This is a genomic window from Planktothrix pseudagardhii (assembly GCF_904830925.1).
GTDB classification, from domain to species: domain Bacteria; phylum Cyanobacteriota; class Cyanobacteriia; order Cyanobacteriales; family Microcoleaceae; genus Planktothrix; species Planktothrix tepida.
In genome coordinates this window covers 5,364,234-5,379,172 of record NZ_LR882967.1, presented here as the reverse complement: position 1 = coordinate 5,379,172, position 14,939 = coordinate 5,364,234, and the positions used below count along the sequence as shown (strand labels likewise).

The window sequence follows — 14,939 nt, the reverse complement described above, 5'->3', positions numbered from 1 at the left end:
TGATGGGTTCCAATTTTTGTTGACTCCAGAAAAATTCAATCAAATCAATCTGATTCAAAACTTGGTAATTTTTAATTTTAACTTCAGGAAACTGTGGACAATTTTACCACCAACCTCGACAGGGATCAGGGTAGAACTTTAATTTCTGGTTAAGGTTGACGAAGATTGGTGGGTCATGAGAGAATTTTTGTATCTTTTTTAACGAAATTCTATTAGATCGCTTCCCTGTAGAAAAGGGCATTTTTGTCAACCGTCTTAATAAAGATTTTTCCTTCAAGACTAAGCTTCATTAAACTTAACAAAAATATAGAGTAATTGTAAGTTAGACAACAAAGTAAAAGGCATCAATCATAGACAATTGAATTTATATAGGATTTGGGAGAGTTCAAAATGACCAGGGAAAATACAGTTCCCTCAAATTGTCGCAATTGTCGGTATTATAAGCCAGAAGGGCGACGGGGGGGAATTTGTCAAATGTTTCATGCTCCCGTTCAAAGTCATTGGAAATCCTGTACCTTAGCAACTTTACCTTTTATTTACTTATGGGATCGAGTGGATACTGAATTTCAGGGGGTACAAGATGGCAAAGATCCTAGAGTTCGTTTAAGAGATAATATCGGATAATTCTTATCTCTCATCCTAATCAATGATTCTTGGGATAGGAGAGGAAACTATGATAAAAATTGTTTATGATTGTCTCTTAAAATCAATTCGTTTTTACTAAGTTGCTCAAGCTCATTTTTTCCAATTCATGTTAAAATAAATCTAAAGAAAAACCTTCTTTAAGATAATTGAATGCAGTTTCATTTAAAAACCCAATTAACTCAACATCTACAACAGATGATTCGGGAACGTGACCCTTACCTAGCTTCGGAGGGTCATTTTTATGTCCGAGAATATATTCGTCAGCAACTCCAACAATGGGGAACTGTAATTAGGGCTTGCTGAAAAAAGGCGAAAAGCCAGAACAGGCGGGAGGAGAAGACAAGAAAAAATGAATCAGGTGCAAGGGATGGGTGTAAAATAGCGCAAAAACCTGGCAGGAGTTGGGGAAAATGTACCGTAAAGACGAACAACAGAAAACACCACCCGAAGAGTTCAAACTGCCATTTGAGGGAAAACTCTCAGAAGAGAATCGCTGGGTAATCATGGCTCAATGGATACCGTGGGAAGAATTTGAAGTGGAATATGCAGAATTATTCTCATCTGTGATGGGAGCACCCGCCAAAACATTTAGAATGGCATTAGGAGCCTTAATCATTAAAGAAAAATTAGGGATAAGCGACCGAGAAACAGTAGAACAAATCAAAGAAAATCCCTACTTGCAGTATTTTATCGGGTTGTCAGAATACAGGAACGAAGCTCCATTTGATGCCTCAATGTTAGTGCACTTTCGGACGAGAATCAATGTAAATTTAGTGAATAAAGTTAATCGGTTAATGGTCAAAAGAATGCGAGAGGCGAGTTCCGAGCCAGCCTCAGAAAATCAATCAGAAGCTGAAGAGGGAAGTGAGAGGAAAAACCGAGGAAAATTAATAGCTGATGCGACTTGTGCACCTGCGGATATCACATATCCAACAGACTTAAAAATTTTAAATAAAGCCAGAGAACAGACAGAAAAAATCATTGATAGTTTGCATAAAAGTCGTCAGGATAAATCAGAAAAGAAACCAAGAACTTATCGAAAAACAGCCAGAAAAGACTACCTAGAAGTAGCCAAACAACGCCGACCTTCCCGACAAAAAAGACGAAAAGCAGTTAAAAAACAACTGCAATATATTAAACGAAACTTAGGACATATAGACCAACTCATCGACAATGGAGCAACGCTAGATTGCTTAAATAACAAGCAATATAAGAGTTTATTAGTAATATCAGAAGTTTACCGTCAACAGCAATGGATGTATGAGAATAACAAACAGAGCATTTCCGATAGAATCGTCAGTTTGAGCCAACCTCATATTCGTCCGATTGTGCGAGGTAAAGCCGGAACGTCAGTAGAATTTGGTGCTAAATTGTCTGCGAGTTGTCTGGATGAATATGTATTTCTTGACCGGATTAGTTGGGATAATTTTAACGAATCCTGTGATTTAAAAACACAAATAGAGGCTTTTAAAGAATACACGGGGCATTATCCTGAATCAGTCCATGTAGATAAAATTTACCGGACTAGAGACAACCGAGCTTGGTGTAAAGACAGAGGAATTAGAATCAGTGGCCTCCCATTAGGGAGACCGTCAGCAAATCTTAGTAAAGCTACTAAGAAACAGGCGTTAGAGGATGAAAAAATTCGGAATTCCATTGAGGGGAAATTTGGCCAAGGGAAAAGAAGATTTAGCCTGAATCGGATTATGAATAAACTAGCTCATACTTCCGAAACAGCAATTGCTATTACTTTTTTAGTCATGAATCTCTCTGTGATTCTTAGACGGATTTTTAGGTCAATTTTTTTGTTCAATTACTTTTTTCGAGTTATTGATTACCAGAATTTATCTGTTAACTCCTTATCTCAAAAAAAACTTATTTATCCTTCTGACTCCATTTGCTAGTTAATCATTCTTTTGCTTTTCTGTTACTTTTTCAGCAAGCCCTAATTACAGATGAGTTTCAACAAACTGGAAGAACCCATCAAAATTTAATTCTAAATTTACCCGCTTTATCAAAATCAAAAGATTCTATTATTCTAATTAGTGCCCATTATGATGCTGTTCCAGGGTGTCCGGGTGCTGATGATAATGCTACTGGCGTTGCGGTTTTATTAGAATTAGCCAGAAGCATTGCGGAACATCCCCTCAAATATCCGGTTCAGTGTGTGGCGTTTGATTTAGAAGAATATGGTTTTATTGGGAGTCAACATTATGCTCAACGTTTAAAACAGCAAAACAAACTCATTCGTTTAATGCTCTCGTTGGAAATGTTAGGGTATTGTAATTCTAACCCGAATTCTCAACTTTATCCCCCTGGATTAAAATATTTTTATCCGAATTCTGGCGATTATATTGCGTTAATTGGCAATTTAAAAACAATTCCTGATTTAATTAATATGAGTCGCGGAATTCGCCAAACCAAAACGCCTTGTGAATGGCTTCCGGTTCCCAACCGAGGAATGATGGTTCCTGATACCCGACGCAGTGATCATGTTCCCTTTTGGGATTTAGGATATTCAGCAATTATGGTGACAGATACAGCAAATTTAAGAAATCCCCATTATCACAAATCTACAGATACCCTAGAAACTTTAGATTTAGATTTTCTCACGGGAGTTTGTCAAGGTTTAATTGTTGGTTTACGGCGGGTTTAAATTTGAGAAATGACCTATAAAAGACGAAGTTTTATTATTAAAATTTCAGTAGTCTAGGTTTTTAAGGAATCTTCGTTTCTAATATCACTCCGAATATGTAAATCCCGTTGAGGATAAGGAATTTCAATATTGTTCTCAGCAAAAGTTTTCCAAATTTCACAAGAAATTTCACTCATAATTCGTTTACCTCCGATGGGAGTTGCTAACCAAACAGCAATCTCAAAATCCAAACTAGATTCTCCAAAATTAATCAAATTCACTGAAGGAGCCGGATCATTTAAAACTTCAGGATGTTCATCAACAATTTTTAATAAAATATCGATCACTTGTTGAGGATTACAATCATAACTCGCTCCCACAATTAAAGACTTTCGTACTCGCCGATCACTACCTGTCATCGTTTTGAGTTCCTGAGTAAATAACAGTTGATTGGGAATAATTTTTTCTGAATTATCTTTCATCACTTGTACCGTTGTGGCGCGGATACTGACTTTTTTGACTTCACTGGACTCTCCTCCAATTTCAATAATATCTCCGGGTCGTAACGAGCCTTCAAACAGTAATAGGATTCCACTAATTAAATCACTAAAAATCTCTTTTTGCATCAGTTGATTGACATCTAAAAATAAACTTAAAATTTCTCTCAAAACATATAAAATAAATATCGGTCTAAAAAAATAGAATTTGTACTCTTTAACCCGGTGAATGGGAACAAATAAACATAATCCGATTGAAAAGACCCGATAGAATAGATAAACCCATAAAAGCTGGATGGCGGTACTTAGGAGTCCTGATATCCATCCTTGAGTCGTTAATAAATTCCGAACTAAAGTTAATATAATTAAGTTAAATCCCCTGCCAACCAGATCGGGAATCAAGCATAATCCACACCAATAAAGAGGTAATGTTGTTTCTTCTTTTAGAGCTTTATTTAGAGTAATTGTCAGTTGTTTAAATTGCTGTTGAATTTTTTGTCTTACCCAATAGGATAAGCCATGACTCAATAAAATTGAGATCAAAATCATCCCCAATTGAATCTGCACTGGAGAACGAGCCAAAAAAATCAAGAGTTTAGTAATTTGATCAAAAATAAATGTTAAATCGGGTTGATTATACATATCAAATTTTATTTTAGGGTTGACTCAATTTCTGATTAACGGTTTCTGAAATTTTTTGAGCAGCATTTTCAGGAGTGATGCTTCCCGCTAATACTTGGGGATATAAACTACTGCCCTCTTTCGCCCAAACACGAGCCGATTGCACTTGGTCTAGGGGAATGGCGATGGCGGTTTTAGCTTGCTGGACTAATATCGCTTCTAATGGAAACAAACGACTATTAATATGAACTTGATAAGCCGGAATAAAAGAACCTCGGAGTATCATTAACCGCTTGCGAATCTGTTCCCGATTTGTAAAAAATTGAGCTAATTGTTGGGATAACTGTTGTTGTTCAGGACTAGACATCCGATTAAACAAAATGACACGGGAATAAAGAAGAGGCGCTGCGGGATTGTTCTCTTCCCCTGGTAATATGGTGATACCCAAGTTATCTTTTCCTAAAGCTTGTTCATAGTCTACAAACTGAGAAGAATCACAAAACACATAGGCTAATCGTTGATTGGTAAAGGCTTGTTGTAAGACATCAATACTATCGGTAAAAATCATATTGGGTTCAGATTGGGCGTTTTTTAGCCACTCCATCCATTTTGCCCAACTGTTTTTATCAAAAATAAAATCACCTTCGGCATTAAAGGATTTTCCCCCAAAAACTTGCACCCCCCAAAAGGTGGTGATAAAGGTAGACCAAATTCCCACTGAATAACCGGCTTTTGCTTGTTGTAGAAGTTCTGTTAAGGTTTTAGGAGGAGACTTAACTTTCTTTTTGTTATAGCAAAGAACTTGAGTCATCACAGAAGTGGGGATACCATAAATTTTTCCTTGATAGCGAACATGACTCATGGCTGTAGGCAGGTAACTCGAAAAGTCAAAATCGTCAATCACCGGAATCAAATTATCGTGAATCAAACTTGGAATTACCCCAGAGGTGGTAAATAGAAAATCAGGCCCTAAACCTTGATTGACTTGTTTACGAAACTGCTGCTCTAATTGATCAGCCGGAATATATTCACTAACAATCCTGACATTAGGATACAGTTGTCTATAATCATTAAAAGACTGTTGGATCATGTCCTTGATTTTGCCTTCAAAGGAATGCCAAACTAAAATCTGTCCCTGAACGGGTTGTTCCTGAGACGCAATAATCTTCTCCGAACCCTTAAGACTACAACTGGTCAGGAAAAGAAAAATTAAGATAATTAACTTAAAAAAACGATAACGCACTGGGTTTACCTGTTCTCTTGGTTAGATTGCTCAACCTCAAACGAATTATGGGTTGAACATAAAAAATAATGGCCAATCCTTCAGCGATTGATTATATCCTGAAATGCCTGATCTGTTAATTTATTCCCGATTCCATGCTATACCAAAAACAAACGATCGCCTTTTTGAATAAAAGCGATCGCTATTTTGATTAGATTAAAATGCAAATGTTATTTAAACATTCCTGAAACCGAAGCCACTTCGGGTTTAGCAATGCGAGGAGCTAAGAATCCTTTGGCATATAAATCAGGATTTGCTTTTGCCACTTGAATATAAGAATCCCGTACCTGACTATTGAGGGCAACGGTTTTGACATCATAAACCTTCGTGACCAGTTTAGGATATAACCCAATTCCCACAATCAGTACCAGGAAACTAGCAGCAATAAAGACCTCACGGGGTCTTGCATCACTAAAGGTGGCTTCCGTTGGTAACACACAACTGGTTCCAAAACAAACCGCTTCTTCCTCACCCGAATTTTGTAAACCGGTATCACCCAGCATACAAACAGGCGCTTCACCCGTTGCATAGAACAGTTGACGCAGCATTGACAATAAATAAATCGGGGTGAGAATTAATCCCACACCAGCCAAAGCCACAATCACAACCCGGAAGGTCGAGCTATAGATATCGCTAGTTGTGATACCGATAAACACTAAGACTTCACTCGCAAAGCCACTCATACCGGGTAATGCCAGAGATGCCATTGCTCCGGCTGTAAACAGAGCAAACACTTTCGGCATCGCTTTACCGATATAGCCCATTTCATCCAAAGCCAAGGTATGAGTCCGGTCGTAGGTAACACCCGCTAGGAAGAACAGCACCGCCGAGATTAAACCGTGAGAGATCATTTGTAATAATGCTCCACTCACGCCAATATCGGTAAAGGAAGCAATTCCTAACAGCACAAATCCCATGTGAGACACCGAGGAGTAGGCGAGGCGACGCTTCATATTGGATTGGCCAAAGGAGTTTAAGCCACCATACACAATATTGACAACGCCTAAAATCGCTAGAACGGGTGCAAAGTAGATATGGGCATCGGGTAGCATTTCCATGTTGACCCGAATCAAACCATATCCGCCCATTTTTAACAGCACTCCAGCCAGAATCATTGAAACCGGAGCAGAAGCTTCCCCGTGAGCATCCGGGAGCCAAGTGTGCAGGGGGAAAACAGCCAGTTTTAAGCCAAAGGCAATTAATAACCCGGCATACATCAACAGTTCTAGGGTGAGGGGATAATCCTTCAGACCCAGTTCCACCATATCGAAGGTTAAGGGGCCACCGCCATAGAACGCCATTGCTAAGGCAGCTACTAAGATAAATAAGGAAGCAGCGGCCGTATACAATAAAAATTTAGTAGCGGCGTAGCGACGTTTTGGCCCGCCCCAGATAGAAACCAACAAATACACCGGAATTAATTCCAGTTCCCAGACAATAAATAGGAGTAGTAAGTCTTGGGCAACGAATACCCCAATTTGGGCCGAATACAGCACCAACATCAGGAAGTAGAACAGACGCGGTTTTTGATCAACCTGCCATGCTGCAAAAATAGATAGAGTTGTAACTAATCCTGCTAGAAGTACGAGGGGAAGGGAAAGACCGTCTACTGAAACGGCCCAGTTCAAACCCAATTGAGGCGCCCAGGCAAATTTTTCCACGAGTTGGAAATTTGCACTGCTCGCATCGTAATACTTCCAGAAGACATAGCACATTAATAATAAGTCCGCGATGCCTACACCGAGGGCATACCAGCGCAACTGTTTACCGTTTTGATCAGGCAAGACAGGAATGAGCAGGGAAGCTACGAGTGGGAGCAGGACAATCGTGGTAAGCCAGGGAAATTGATCCGCCATCATGACAGTAAGAACAAATACTTATCTGTGAATGATTTCATTGTACTAAACTTTGTAACGATTTGTATATAAATTTTTACCGGAGATAACAATTGATTAAAGTCTATTAATCCTGGCTTTGCATAGATTTTAATCAATCGCTAAGATAAAATCCGATTCCATTTGATGATTTCCCTATTCAAAGGCGAAAAATTCTCAAATAGAATCGGATTGATTCGAGGTTAAGGTTGAATTAAGCTTTTCCCAAAACTCTGATTATTCGCCAAAATGCTCCCGCAATTTTTCTTCTTGTTCTGAGGATAAATTAGATTGAATCAATTCACCTTTATCCATATCTTTGAAGGCATCTTCTACTTTGTCTATCGTGACTTTACCCGTGAGTAAAAACAAAGCAGAGGTTCCTTCAGTTACTTGTTCACGTACACTTTTAATAAAGTCGTCATTAATGCCATAATCGCTAAATTGACCGGAAAGTGCTCCGACTAAGGTTCCAATGGCGACTCCAATAACAGGCATAAAAAATATTAAGCCAAATAACATTCCCCAAAATGCACCGCCTAACATTCCGGCTCCCACTAAATCAAAGGCTTGAATAGTTTTAGGTTTTTTTCGACCTGTTGGCCAAGTAACAACAGCAGCATCTTGAATTTCAACTAAATACTCTTTTTGAAGTTGAACTAACTTGGCGAGTGCAGCTTCAGCACCTTCGGCGGTATGAAATTTCCAAACAGTTAGTGTGGCCATAATTTTAAATTCCTATCTTGATGTTCAAGAATAATTCGCTAATTTGTCATGATATAATAATACCTGAATTTGCGTCGATCTATTCAACAATTACCGAGCGTATGTTAAATATTCTTAACAAATTGAGCGCTGTAGCGATAGGAACAGTATTTCTATTTCCTAGCATTGCAGTCCAAATCGCCTCAGCTTCTCCTAATTTGGGTGATGGCATTATCTGTGTTGCCAAAGGAATGACGAATCAAGGTCATAAAATATACTTTTATACCTCTGTCATTGATGACAATACAATATAGTGGTCAAACGTTTACTGGAGTTTGTCACTAGAATTTAGGTTGACTGCGGATTGGTATTAGCTTGGGAATGATAATTATCCTTTTGATTTTAATCATGAGGATAATTATCAAAGATTGACCGTTAGTTTATGATGCTTGAAGTTACAAAAACCATAAAAGAGGAACTAAAATAGCCGTTAAAATTGCTGCAAAAATTAGGGCATATTCTACTTTTTTACTAATAAGTTTTATAACTAAAATTAGGGAAATTGCCAATAAAACAGCCCCAATCTCTACTAAATCTTGACCTTTTTTATCAATCAACATGGCATTCGGTGGAACTGTTGGAGAAGCAGAGGGAACTTGAATAAAGCAGTGATAAGAAATAGAATTAGAAAAATAAGGATAAGTTTTAATTAACATAGATAGATAGCTCCAAAATTTAGTAAAAATCAATTCGATCAAAACTGATTCTGCTCAATTAATGACCTCGGTAAAGATAGGGATTAGTCTAAACGATCTTGAACAAAAACTTCAATGATTAAGATTTGTGTCCGAAAATCGGCTAGAGCTTGTTGTAGGGGAAGTCTAAGTTACAACTCCACACCCCTTTCATCCCTACCCCTATGACAAAAGACCTTGCCATTCAAACTCGTGGACTGACCAAACGATTTGAACGCCACTTTGCGGTTAATGATTTAGATTTACAAATCGCAATGGGTGAAGTCTACGGACTCATTGGGCCTAATGGAGCCGGAAAAACAACTTTATTGCGGATGTTAGCCACCGTCGAAGAACCCACAATGGGGGAAATTTATATTAACGGAGAGGCGTTATCACGGGATCATACTAACCCCAAAATTAAACAACGTTTGGGTTATTTACCCGATGATTTTCCTCTGTATGATGATCTCACCGTTTGGGATTATTTGGATTATTTTGCTCGGTTGTATTATTTACGAGAACCTCGACGGACTCAACGATTATATGAAGTTCTGGAAATTGTGCAGTTAACCCATAAACGCAATAGTTTAATTTCCACCTTGTCACGGGGAATGAAACAACGTTTGAGCTTAGGTCGCACGATTATTCATGAACCTTTATTACTTTTTCTGGATGAACCCGTATCGGGTTTAGATCCCATTGCTCGAATGCAGTTTCGGGAGATTATTAAAGCTTTACATGAAGCCGGAATGACCATTGTGATTTCCTCCCATGTTTTAAGCGATTTAGAGGATTTTTGTACCTGTATTGGGATTATGGAATTGGGGTATTTAGTCGAAAGTGCATCCATTGGAGAGTTATATAAACGGTTAAGTATCCCGTATATTTTTATATCCACATTGGGTAAACTGGATACACTCATCGTTGAACTGAAAAATCATCCTGCGGTTCAAAGTTGGGAAATTTTACCAGGGAATCTACAAGTTAAAGTTCACTTTTCGGGAACAGAAAAAGACGCTGCTATTTTATTGCGATCGCTAATTAAAGCCCAAATTCCCTTAAGCGAATTTCATCGAGTTCAAGAAAATTTAGAATCGATTTTCTTAAAACTCGGACATAAACAAGCGTCTTAGAATAACTCCCTCCGTTCAACTTTATTCAGGAATAACGATCATGAACCTTCCCGTTTTCAATCAATTGAGAGAGTGGAACCCCCAACTGGTTCGAGAATTAAAAGGTCGGTTTCGACTTCGCAATATTCTGATGGTCATCGGAATTTCTATCCTCAGTCAAGTGATGCTATTTTTTTCCACCTTCGATAATTTTCCAGGACTCAAGAAAATCCCAATTTCTAGCCCCTACTGTCCCTCTCAAAACCAAGCGTTTCAAGCCTATGAGAAACAATATTGGCAAATACAAGATAAACTGGTTAACATAACCGATGCTACAAAACGTTCAGTTTTAGAACAACAACTGAAAACCCTTGAAAAACTCAAAAATTCTGATTGTCCTCATAATTTAATTGATTTTAATCGTTGGTTTACGGACTACTGGACAAATATTTTTATTTGGATCAGTGTGTTAGCAGTTTTTAGCTTAATTGTTCTGGGAACCTATATGCTGATTAATGATTTAGCCACCGAAGAACGGCGAGGAACCCTGAATTTTATTCGATTAAGTCCCCAATCTGCCCAAACTATTTTAATTGGCAAATTATTAGGTGTACCGAGTTTAGTTTATCTCGGAATTTTGCTAACGATTCCCTATCAATTATGGGCTGGAATTTCGGCTAATATCTCACCCTTAGAAACCTTAAGTTTTTATGGTTTGACGGTAGCCAGTTGTGCATTTTTATATAGTCTTGCATTGTTAGTGGGTGTTACCACCAGTTCTTGGTTACATGGATTACAATCTTGGGTCGGGAGTAGCTTCATTTTCCTGTTTGTATTGACTGCGAATAATAAAGCTATCACCCATGATGGTTGGGATTGGCTAAATCTATTTTCTCCGACCTGTTTGCTTCGCTATTTAATTAATCGCACAGGAGAAAGTTACTTAAATTATCCCTTCTCTCACGCCAAGATCCAGCAATTAGAATGGTTTGGATTACGGATAGGAGAAAATGGTGTTTCTCTATGGGGATTAGCGTTACTCAATTATGCGGTTTTGACCTATTGGATTTGGCAAGCGTTAAAACGGAACTACAATCATCCCAATCTTCCGGCTTTAAGTAAGAAACAAAGTTATTTATTAACGATTAGTTTCACCTTATTAGCTTTAGGGTTTACAACTGCTAATTTTGAATCGGTTTATAATGATTCTTCTGCAATTTTTATCGCTAATATTTTTCTAATTGTAGGTTTGATTTTTGCTCTTTCACCTCAACGACAAACGCTACAAGATTGGGTTCGATATCGTCGAGAACGGAAACAGGATTGGTGGATAGACCTGGGAAAGGATTTAGTTTGGGGCGAGAAAAGTCCGGCAATTGTTGCCATTTTGATTAATCTTTTAATTGTTTCTACCCTTTGGATTGTAACGATTTCCCTCATCGTTAAACCCTCTCAAAAAATCGAAATTTTGTTAGCAGTTGGTTTACATTTGAGTTTTATGCTGCTCTGTGCCAGTATTGCTCAATTAATGCTGATGATGAAAACACCAAAACGAACCCTATGGTCAGCCGGAATTGTATCAGCACTTCTGATTATTCCTCCATTTATTACTGCTCTGTTGTTTAATTCTAAACCCGCTAGTGAAGCTGCCTATGTGTGGTCTGTCTTGTCCTTTGTCTCAGTTTCTTTTGCTACCACATCCTCAATTGCCATGAGTTTTGTAGGTCAAGGATTAATGATTATTCTGTGTAATGTACAACTCACACGATTGTTAAAAAAAGCAGGGGAATCTGAATTAAAAGCCTTAGCGTCTGGAATAAAAGCACCCTGAACAATAAAAACCTGATCAAAAAATAAGGATTAAGGTTCTGTTCCCAGATTGGAGATAACAGTCTGGGATTCTACTTTTTCTAAATTGGGTAAGGTCATCGCTTGAAGTTGATCTGCATAAAGTTGAGGTGAGTTTTGAACCTCCCAAACTTTCAGCAGAATCAAATATTCATAAAACGCTTGCAAAACACACCAAGTAAATCCTGAACGACCATCTAAAATTCCCCCTAAAATCAAGTACATATACAGAAACCGAATTAGGGGTCTAAAAGGTAAACGTAAGGATAAATCTTTTAACGCACGTCGCCGTTCAACTTCCGATGAACCTAAGAATAAATCCTTCCAATTTACCGTTCCCTCCTGTAACTGGCGCAGTGTTTCTACGGCTTCATCCGTTGAATAACGATTGTGTTTTTCAATCCAACGGGATAACCCTTTACTACAGGTATAATGGGGATAGGTTTCTTGAATAAATCCCGTAGGGCCGTTACAAACTTCTCGTTCGGTGTGACCATAATCGGTAAACCAAACTTTATCCTTACGAAAAAGACGCATTTGATACCGAGGATATTGGGTACTGCGTCGAATCCAACTCCCTAAAAAGATCACCCGTTCCGCGACATAATACCCAATAAAATCATCGCTTTGGATGGCTTGTAAACATTCTTGAAACAACTCAGTCGTCATCCGTTCATCGGCTTCTAAAATGTAAACCCACTCATGTTTAGTGGGAATTTCTTGTAACATCCAAGTCCGTTGTTTTCCGTGACTTTCAAAGCGATGTTGCACCACGCGAACGGGATACTGTTGAGCGATTTCAACGGTACGATCTTGACTGAAAGAATCGACCACAATAATGTCATCCGATAAGGATGCCGATTCAATACAATCCGCGATATCAATTTCTTCGTTGGCAGTGAGAATATAAATAGAAAACATGAAAGATCAGTTATCAGTTATCAGTTGTCTGTTATCAGTTATCAGTTATCAGTTATCAGTTAGGATTGAGTTGATTGTTGGTTTGAATCAATAAAATCAAGATTTTTTTTCACTGATAACTGATTACTGTTGACTGATAACTGTTAAGCTGCTGGCGTTTTACGACGATTTCCACCCCGGAGAATACCCAGACCTTTTAATCCTGTCCAGCCAATTGTAATATAGCCAATGGCTAATAATAAGCTACTAATTCCGGTTCGTAAACTTGATTTTAACGATTGGGTTTTGGCTTGTTGTTCAAGTTCTTGTTTGCGATCGCGAATTTGAGTTAACAACTGTGTCGGTAAATTATCTGCTTGTTGATTGAGGAACTCTTCAATAGCTTTCGGATTCGATTTAGACTGTTCTAAAATGTCTTTAACTGGCTTCGGTAGATTGGGATTAGAAAGCGCTTGATTGAGAGCATCAGGATTTTGTGTCAAGCCAGAAAATTGATCTTTAAGCTGAGTTTTTCGCTGTTGAATTTGTTGTTGAAATTGCTCGCTACTAATTTGTTGTTCCAGTTGAGTTTGAGCTTGAGTAGCTTGTTGATTAATTTGTGTAAGAGCTTCGGCTCTAGCCAAACGAGTATTATTGAGATGCAACGGAAACAGTAACAGATACAACAATCCCAATAAACTTGCTAGTAATGCCACCCAAAATCTTAAACTGGTAAAAGGTTTACTGGGTTTGACAGTTCCTTCTATTGCACTATCTATCCAAAAGGCAACAAAGATCAAGGCTATTCCCACCATAGGCACAATACCTCGATCTACTAAGTCGCTGGTGACATTAATTTGCCACCCTCGATTGAGAAAATTCGGCGGAATCAAAAGTACCAGATAATCCACAAGGGAAGAGAGAAGTAAAATTACCCCAACCAGTTTTAGGATTACAGAGGTTGTAGAGGAAAATTGACGGCTAGAAGTGGCTTTCATTGGATTATGCGTAAGCTAAGTAATGGTTGACCCAGATCGAGATCTGAGTTTCCTGATGTCTCGCCTAACCCAAACTTTTGAGAGTTAGTTAGGAGATGTTCAGGCAGGAGAGTTCCTATCTTTCTCTATCAAACTTATGGGTCGGTTGCAACAGGTTTCAAAAATTAAGGGTTTGGCTTTATCTGTCCTTACCCATTCAGTATTTCATTTTCTAATTCCTTTGCAAGGTTAAGATCAACAAACGTTACAATCTTAATCGGTTCGGAGCAATAACAGCGAACTGAGATTCAGTAATTTGTTGGATAGAGGGGATTGGGACAGCTAAAAACCTCTTGACAAAACAAAAAAAACGTGAATGATATTCCTCTGGTGAACTGATTTCAATAAATTCTCATCCTCCTTACTTAGACTTGAATGACTCCTTATCTCTACACCTTAACCCAATTACAACAAGACATCACCCTTCATCCTGATCAGTGGCGTCCGCTTGTTTTTACGAATGGCTGTTTTGATTTAATTCATGCAGGTCATGTTCGCTATTTACAAGCCGCTAAAGCTTTAGGGCGATCGCTCGTTGTCGGATTAAATAGCGATTTGTCCGTTCAAAGGATTAAACCCCAAAAACCCGGACAGCCTCCCCGTCCGATTGTCCCTGAAGCACAACGGGCGGAAGTGCTTGCTAGTTTGAAACCTGTTGATGGTGTGGTGATTTTTTCCCAAACCACAGCCGATGATTTAATCGCGACCCTGAAACCCGATATTTACGTTAAAGGAGGAGACTACACCTTAGAAACCCTGCCGGAAGCCCCTATTGTAGAATGCTATGGCGGTGAAGTGGCTTTCATTAATATTGAAGTTCCCTCGTCCACCACTGCCCTGATTCAACGAATTCTCAACGGTTATAGCGCTACGCGCTAGGGAACAGGGAACAGGGAACAGGGAACAGGGAACAGGGAACAGGGAACAGGGAACAGTAAGCAGTGAATAAGTTTGCTGGATTGAGTAGAGACACGCCATGCTACCTTCCTCTACATAGCGCGTCTGTCCAACTGTAATGCGTATTGCTATAACTATTCCCGGCTCCT

15 protein-coding genes are annotated in these 14,939 nt (G+C 38.7%); 8 read left to right on the top strand and 7 right to left on the bottom strand.

Features of this window, described 5'->3' with window-relative positions:
- Nucleotides 1-390 precede the first annotated feature (390 nt).
- From NMK36_RS23240 to NMK36_RS23225, 4 genes are all read left to right on the top strand, one after another.
- Nucleotides 391-624 carry a hypothetical protein gene (locus NMK36_RS23240; protein ID WP_072718267.1) on the top strand — a complete coding sequence of 78 codons (234 nt, stop codon included), beginning with the start codon at nucleotides 391-393 and terminating at the stop codon, nucleotides 622-624.
- Between the two features lie 171 nt (nucleotides 625-795).
- A complete protein-coding gene (locus tag NMK36_RS23235; RefSeq protein ID WP_254174722.1) occupies nucleotides 796-948 on the top strand; it encodes a hypothetical protein in 153 nt (50 codons plus the stop codon).
- Between the two features lie 107 nt (nucleotides 949-1,055).
- On the top strand, nucleotides 1,056-2,549 hold the full coding sequence (locus tag NMK36_RS23230) for an IS5 family transposase (RefSeq protein ID WP_254173932.1): 1,494 nt from the start codon (nucleotides 1,056-1,058) through the stop codon (nucleotides 2,547-2,549).
- Nucleotides 2,543-3,301, top strand: coding sequence for a M28 family peptidase (locus tag NMK36_RS23225; protein WP_254174721.1), 759 nt, complete (start codon nucleotides 2,543-2,545; stop codon nucleotides 3,299-3,301). Before NMK36_RS23230 ends, NMK36_RS23225 begins: the two co-directional genes overlap by 7 nt.
- A 53-nt stretch (nucleotides 3,302-3,354) precedes the next feature.
- Here NMK36_RS23225 and NMK36_RS23220 read toward each other — a convergent pair whose 3' ends face one another.
- The 4 genes from NMK36_RS23220 to NMK36_RS23205 form a co-directional block, all read right to left on the bottom strand.
- The gene (locus tag NMK36_RS23220; RefSeq protein WP_254174720.1) at nucleotides 3,355-4,419 is read right to left on the bottom strand and encodes a mechanosensitive ion channel family protein; all 1,065 of its coding nucleotides are present in this window, start codon (nucleotides 4,417-4,419) and stop codon (nucleotides 3,355-3,357) included.
- Nucleotides 4,420-4,432: 13 nt separating this feature from the next.
- Complete coding sequence (locus NMK36_RS23215) at nucleotides 4,433-5,641, bottom strand: sugar ABC transporter substrate-binding protein (protein ID WP_254174719.1); 1,209 nt, start codon at nucleotides 5,639-5,641, stop codon at nucleotides 4,433-4,435.
- Between the two features lie 209 nt (nucleotides 5,642-5,850).
- Nucleotides 5,851-7,539: an NAD(P)H-quinone oxidoreductase subunit 4 gene (locus NMK36_RS23210; RefSeq protein ID WP_072718271.1), complete on the bottom strand. Its 1,689-nt coding sequence runs from the start codon at nucleotides 7,537-7,539 to the stop codon at nucleotides 5,851-5,853.
- Nucleotides 7,540-7,791: 252 nt separating this feature from the next.
- On the bottom strand, nucleotides 7,792-8,280 hold the full coding sequence (locus NMK36_RS23205) for a DUF1269 domain-containing protein (protein ID WP_072718272.1): 489 nt from the start codon (nucleotides 8,278-8,280) through the stop codon (nucleotides 7,792-7,794).
- Between the two features lie 122 nt (nucleotides 8,281-8,402).
- On the opposite strand from NMK36_RS23205, the gene NMK36_RS23200 reads away from it, so the two are divergent.
- On the top strand, nucleotides 8,403-8,573 hold the full coding sequence (locus NMK36_RS23200; protein WP_186440309.1) for a hypothetical protein: 171 nt from the start codon (nucleotides 8,403-8,405) through the stop codon (nucleotides 8,571-8,573).
- A gap of 141 nt (nucleotides 8,574-8,714) precedes the next feature.
- Here NMK36_RS23200 and NMK36_RS23195 read toward each other — a convergent pair whose 3' ends face one another.
- Nucleotides 8,715-8,975 carry a hypothetical protein gene (locus NMK36_RS23195; RefSeq protein ID WP_072718274.1) on the bottom strand — a complete coding sequence of 87 codons (261 nt, stop codon included), beginning with the start codon at nucleotides 8,973-8,975 and terminating at the stop codon, nucleotides 8,715-8,717.
- Between the two features lie 203 nt (nucleotides 8,976-9,178).
- Between NMK36_RS23195 and NMK36_RS23190 the strand changes: the two genes are divergently transcribed.
- Together NMK36_RS23190 and NMK36_RS23185 are read left to right on the top strand one after the other, a co-directional pair.
- Nucleotides 9,179-10,129, top strand: a complete 951-nt coding sequence (locus NMK36_RS23190; protein WP_072718275.1) for an ABC transporter ATP-binding protein — start codon at nucleotides 9,179-9,181, stop codon at nucleotides 10,127-10,129.
- A gap of 40 nt (nucleotides 10,130-10,169) precedes the next feature.
- Complete coding sequence (locus tag NMK36_RS23185; RefSeq protein ID WP_254174718.1) at nucleotides 10,170-11,939, top strand: ABC transporter permease; 1,770 nt, start codon at nucleotides 10,170-10,172, stop codon at nucleotides 11,937-11,939.
- A 29-nt stretch (nucleotides 11,940-11,968) separates the two neighbouring features.
- Here the strand turns inward: NMK36_RS23185 and NMK36_RS23180 are convergent, their stop codons facing one another.
- Nucleotides 11,969-12,877, bottom strand: coding sequence for a glycosyltransferase family 2 protein (locus NMK36_RS23180; RefSeq protein ID WP_072718277.1), 909 nt, complete (start codon nucleotides 12,875-12,877; stop codon nucleotides 11,969-11,971).
- A gap of 143 nt (nucleotides 12,878-13,020) precedes the next feature.
- Entirely contained in the window at nucleotides 13,021-13,854 is an 834-nt protein-coding gene (hpsJ-B, locus tag NMK36_RS23175) for a hormogonium polysaccharide biosynthesis protein HpsJ (protein ID WP_072718278.1), read from the bottom strand.
- Nucleotides 13,855-14,268: 414 nt separating this feature from the next.
- On the opposite strand from hpsJ-B, the gene rfaE2 reads away from it, so the two are divergent.
- Nucleotides 14,269-14,772 (top strand): D-glycero-beta-D-manno-heptose 1-phosphate adenylyltransferase, encoded by a 504-nt coding sequence (gene rfaE2 / locus NMK36_RS23170; protein ID WP_072718279.1) that lies wholly within the window; start codon nucleotides 14,269-14,271, stop codon nucleotides 14,770-14,772.
- The last annotated feature ends 167 nt before the right edge of the window (nucleotides 14,773-14,939 follow it).

Bases quoted from the DNA above. Each gene is read 5' to 3' on its own strand.
- NMK36_RS23240 (WP_072718267.1), top strand. From the start codon at position 391: ATGACCAGGGAAAATACAGTTCCCTCAAATTGTCGCAATTGTCGGTAT.
- NMK36_RS23235 (WP_254174722.1), top strand. From the start codon at position 796: ATGCAGTTTCATTTAAAAACCCAATTAACTCAACATCTACAACAGATG.
- NMK36_RS23230 (WP_254173932.1), top strand. From the start codon at position 1,056: ATGTACCGTAAAGACGAACAACAGAAAACACCACCCGAAGAGTTCAAA.
- NMK36_RS23220 (WP_254174720.1), bottom strand. From the start codon at position 4,419: ATGTATAATCAACCCGATTTAACATTTATTTTTGATCAAATTACTAAA.
- NMK36_RS23210 (WP_072718271.1), bottom strand. From the start codon at position 7,539: ATGATGGCGGATCAATTTCCCTGGCTTACCACGATTGTCCTGCTCCCA.
- NMK36_RS23205 (WP_072718272.1), bottom strand. From the start codon at position 8,280: ATGGCCACACTAACTGTTTGGAAATTTCATACCGCCGAAGGTGCTGAA.
- NMK36_RS23195 (WP_072718274.1), bottom strand. From the start codon at position 8,975: ATGTTAATTAAAACTTATCCTTATTTTTCTAATTCTATTTCTTATCAC.
- NMK36_RS23190 (WP_072718275.1), top strand. From the start codon at position 9,179: ATGACAAAAGACCTTGCCATTCAAACTCGTGGACTGACCAAACGATTT.
- NMK36_RS23185 (WP_254174718.1), top strand. From the start codon at position 10,170: ATGAACCTTCCCGTTTTCAATCAATTGAGAGAGTGGAACCCCCAACTG.
- NMK36_RS23180 (WP_072718277.1), bottom strand. From the start codon at position 12,877: ATGTTTTCTATTTATATTCTCACTGCCAACGAAGAAATTGATATCGCG.
- hpsJ-B (WP_072718278.1), bottom strand. From the start codon at position 13,854: ATGAAAGCCACTTCTAGCCGTCAATTTTCCTCTACAACCTCTGTAATC.
- rfaE2 (WP_072718279.1), top strand. From the start codon at position 14,269: ATGACTCCTTATCTCTACACCTTAACCCAATTACAACAAGACATCACC.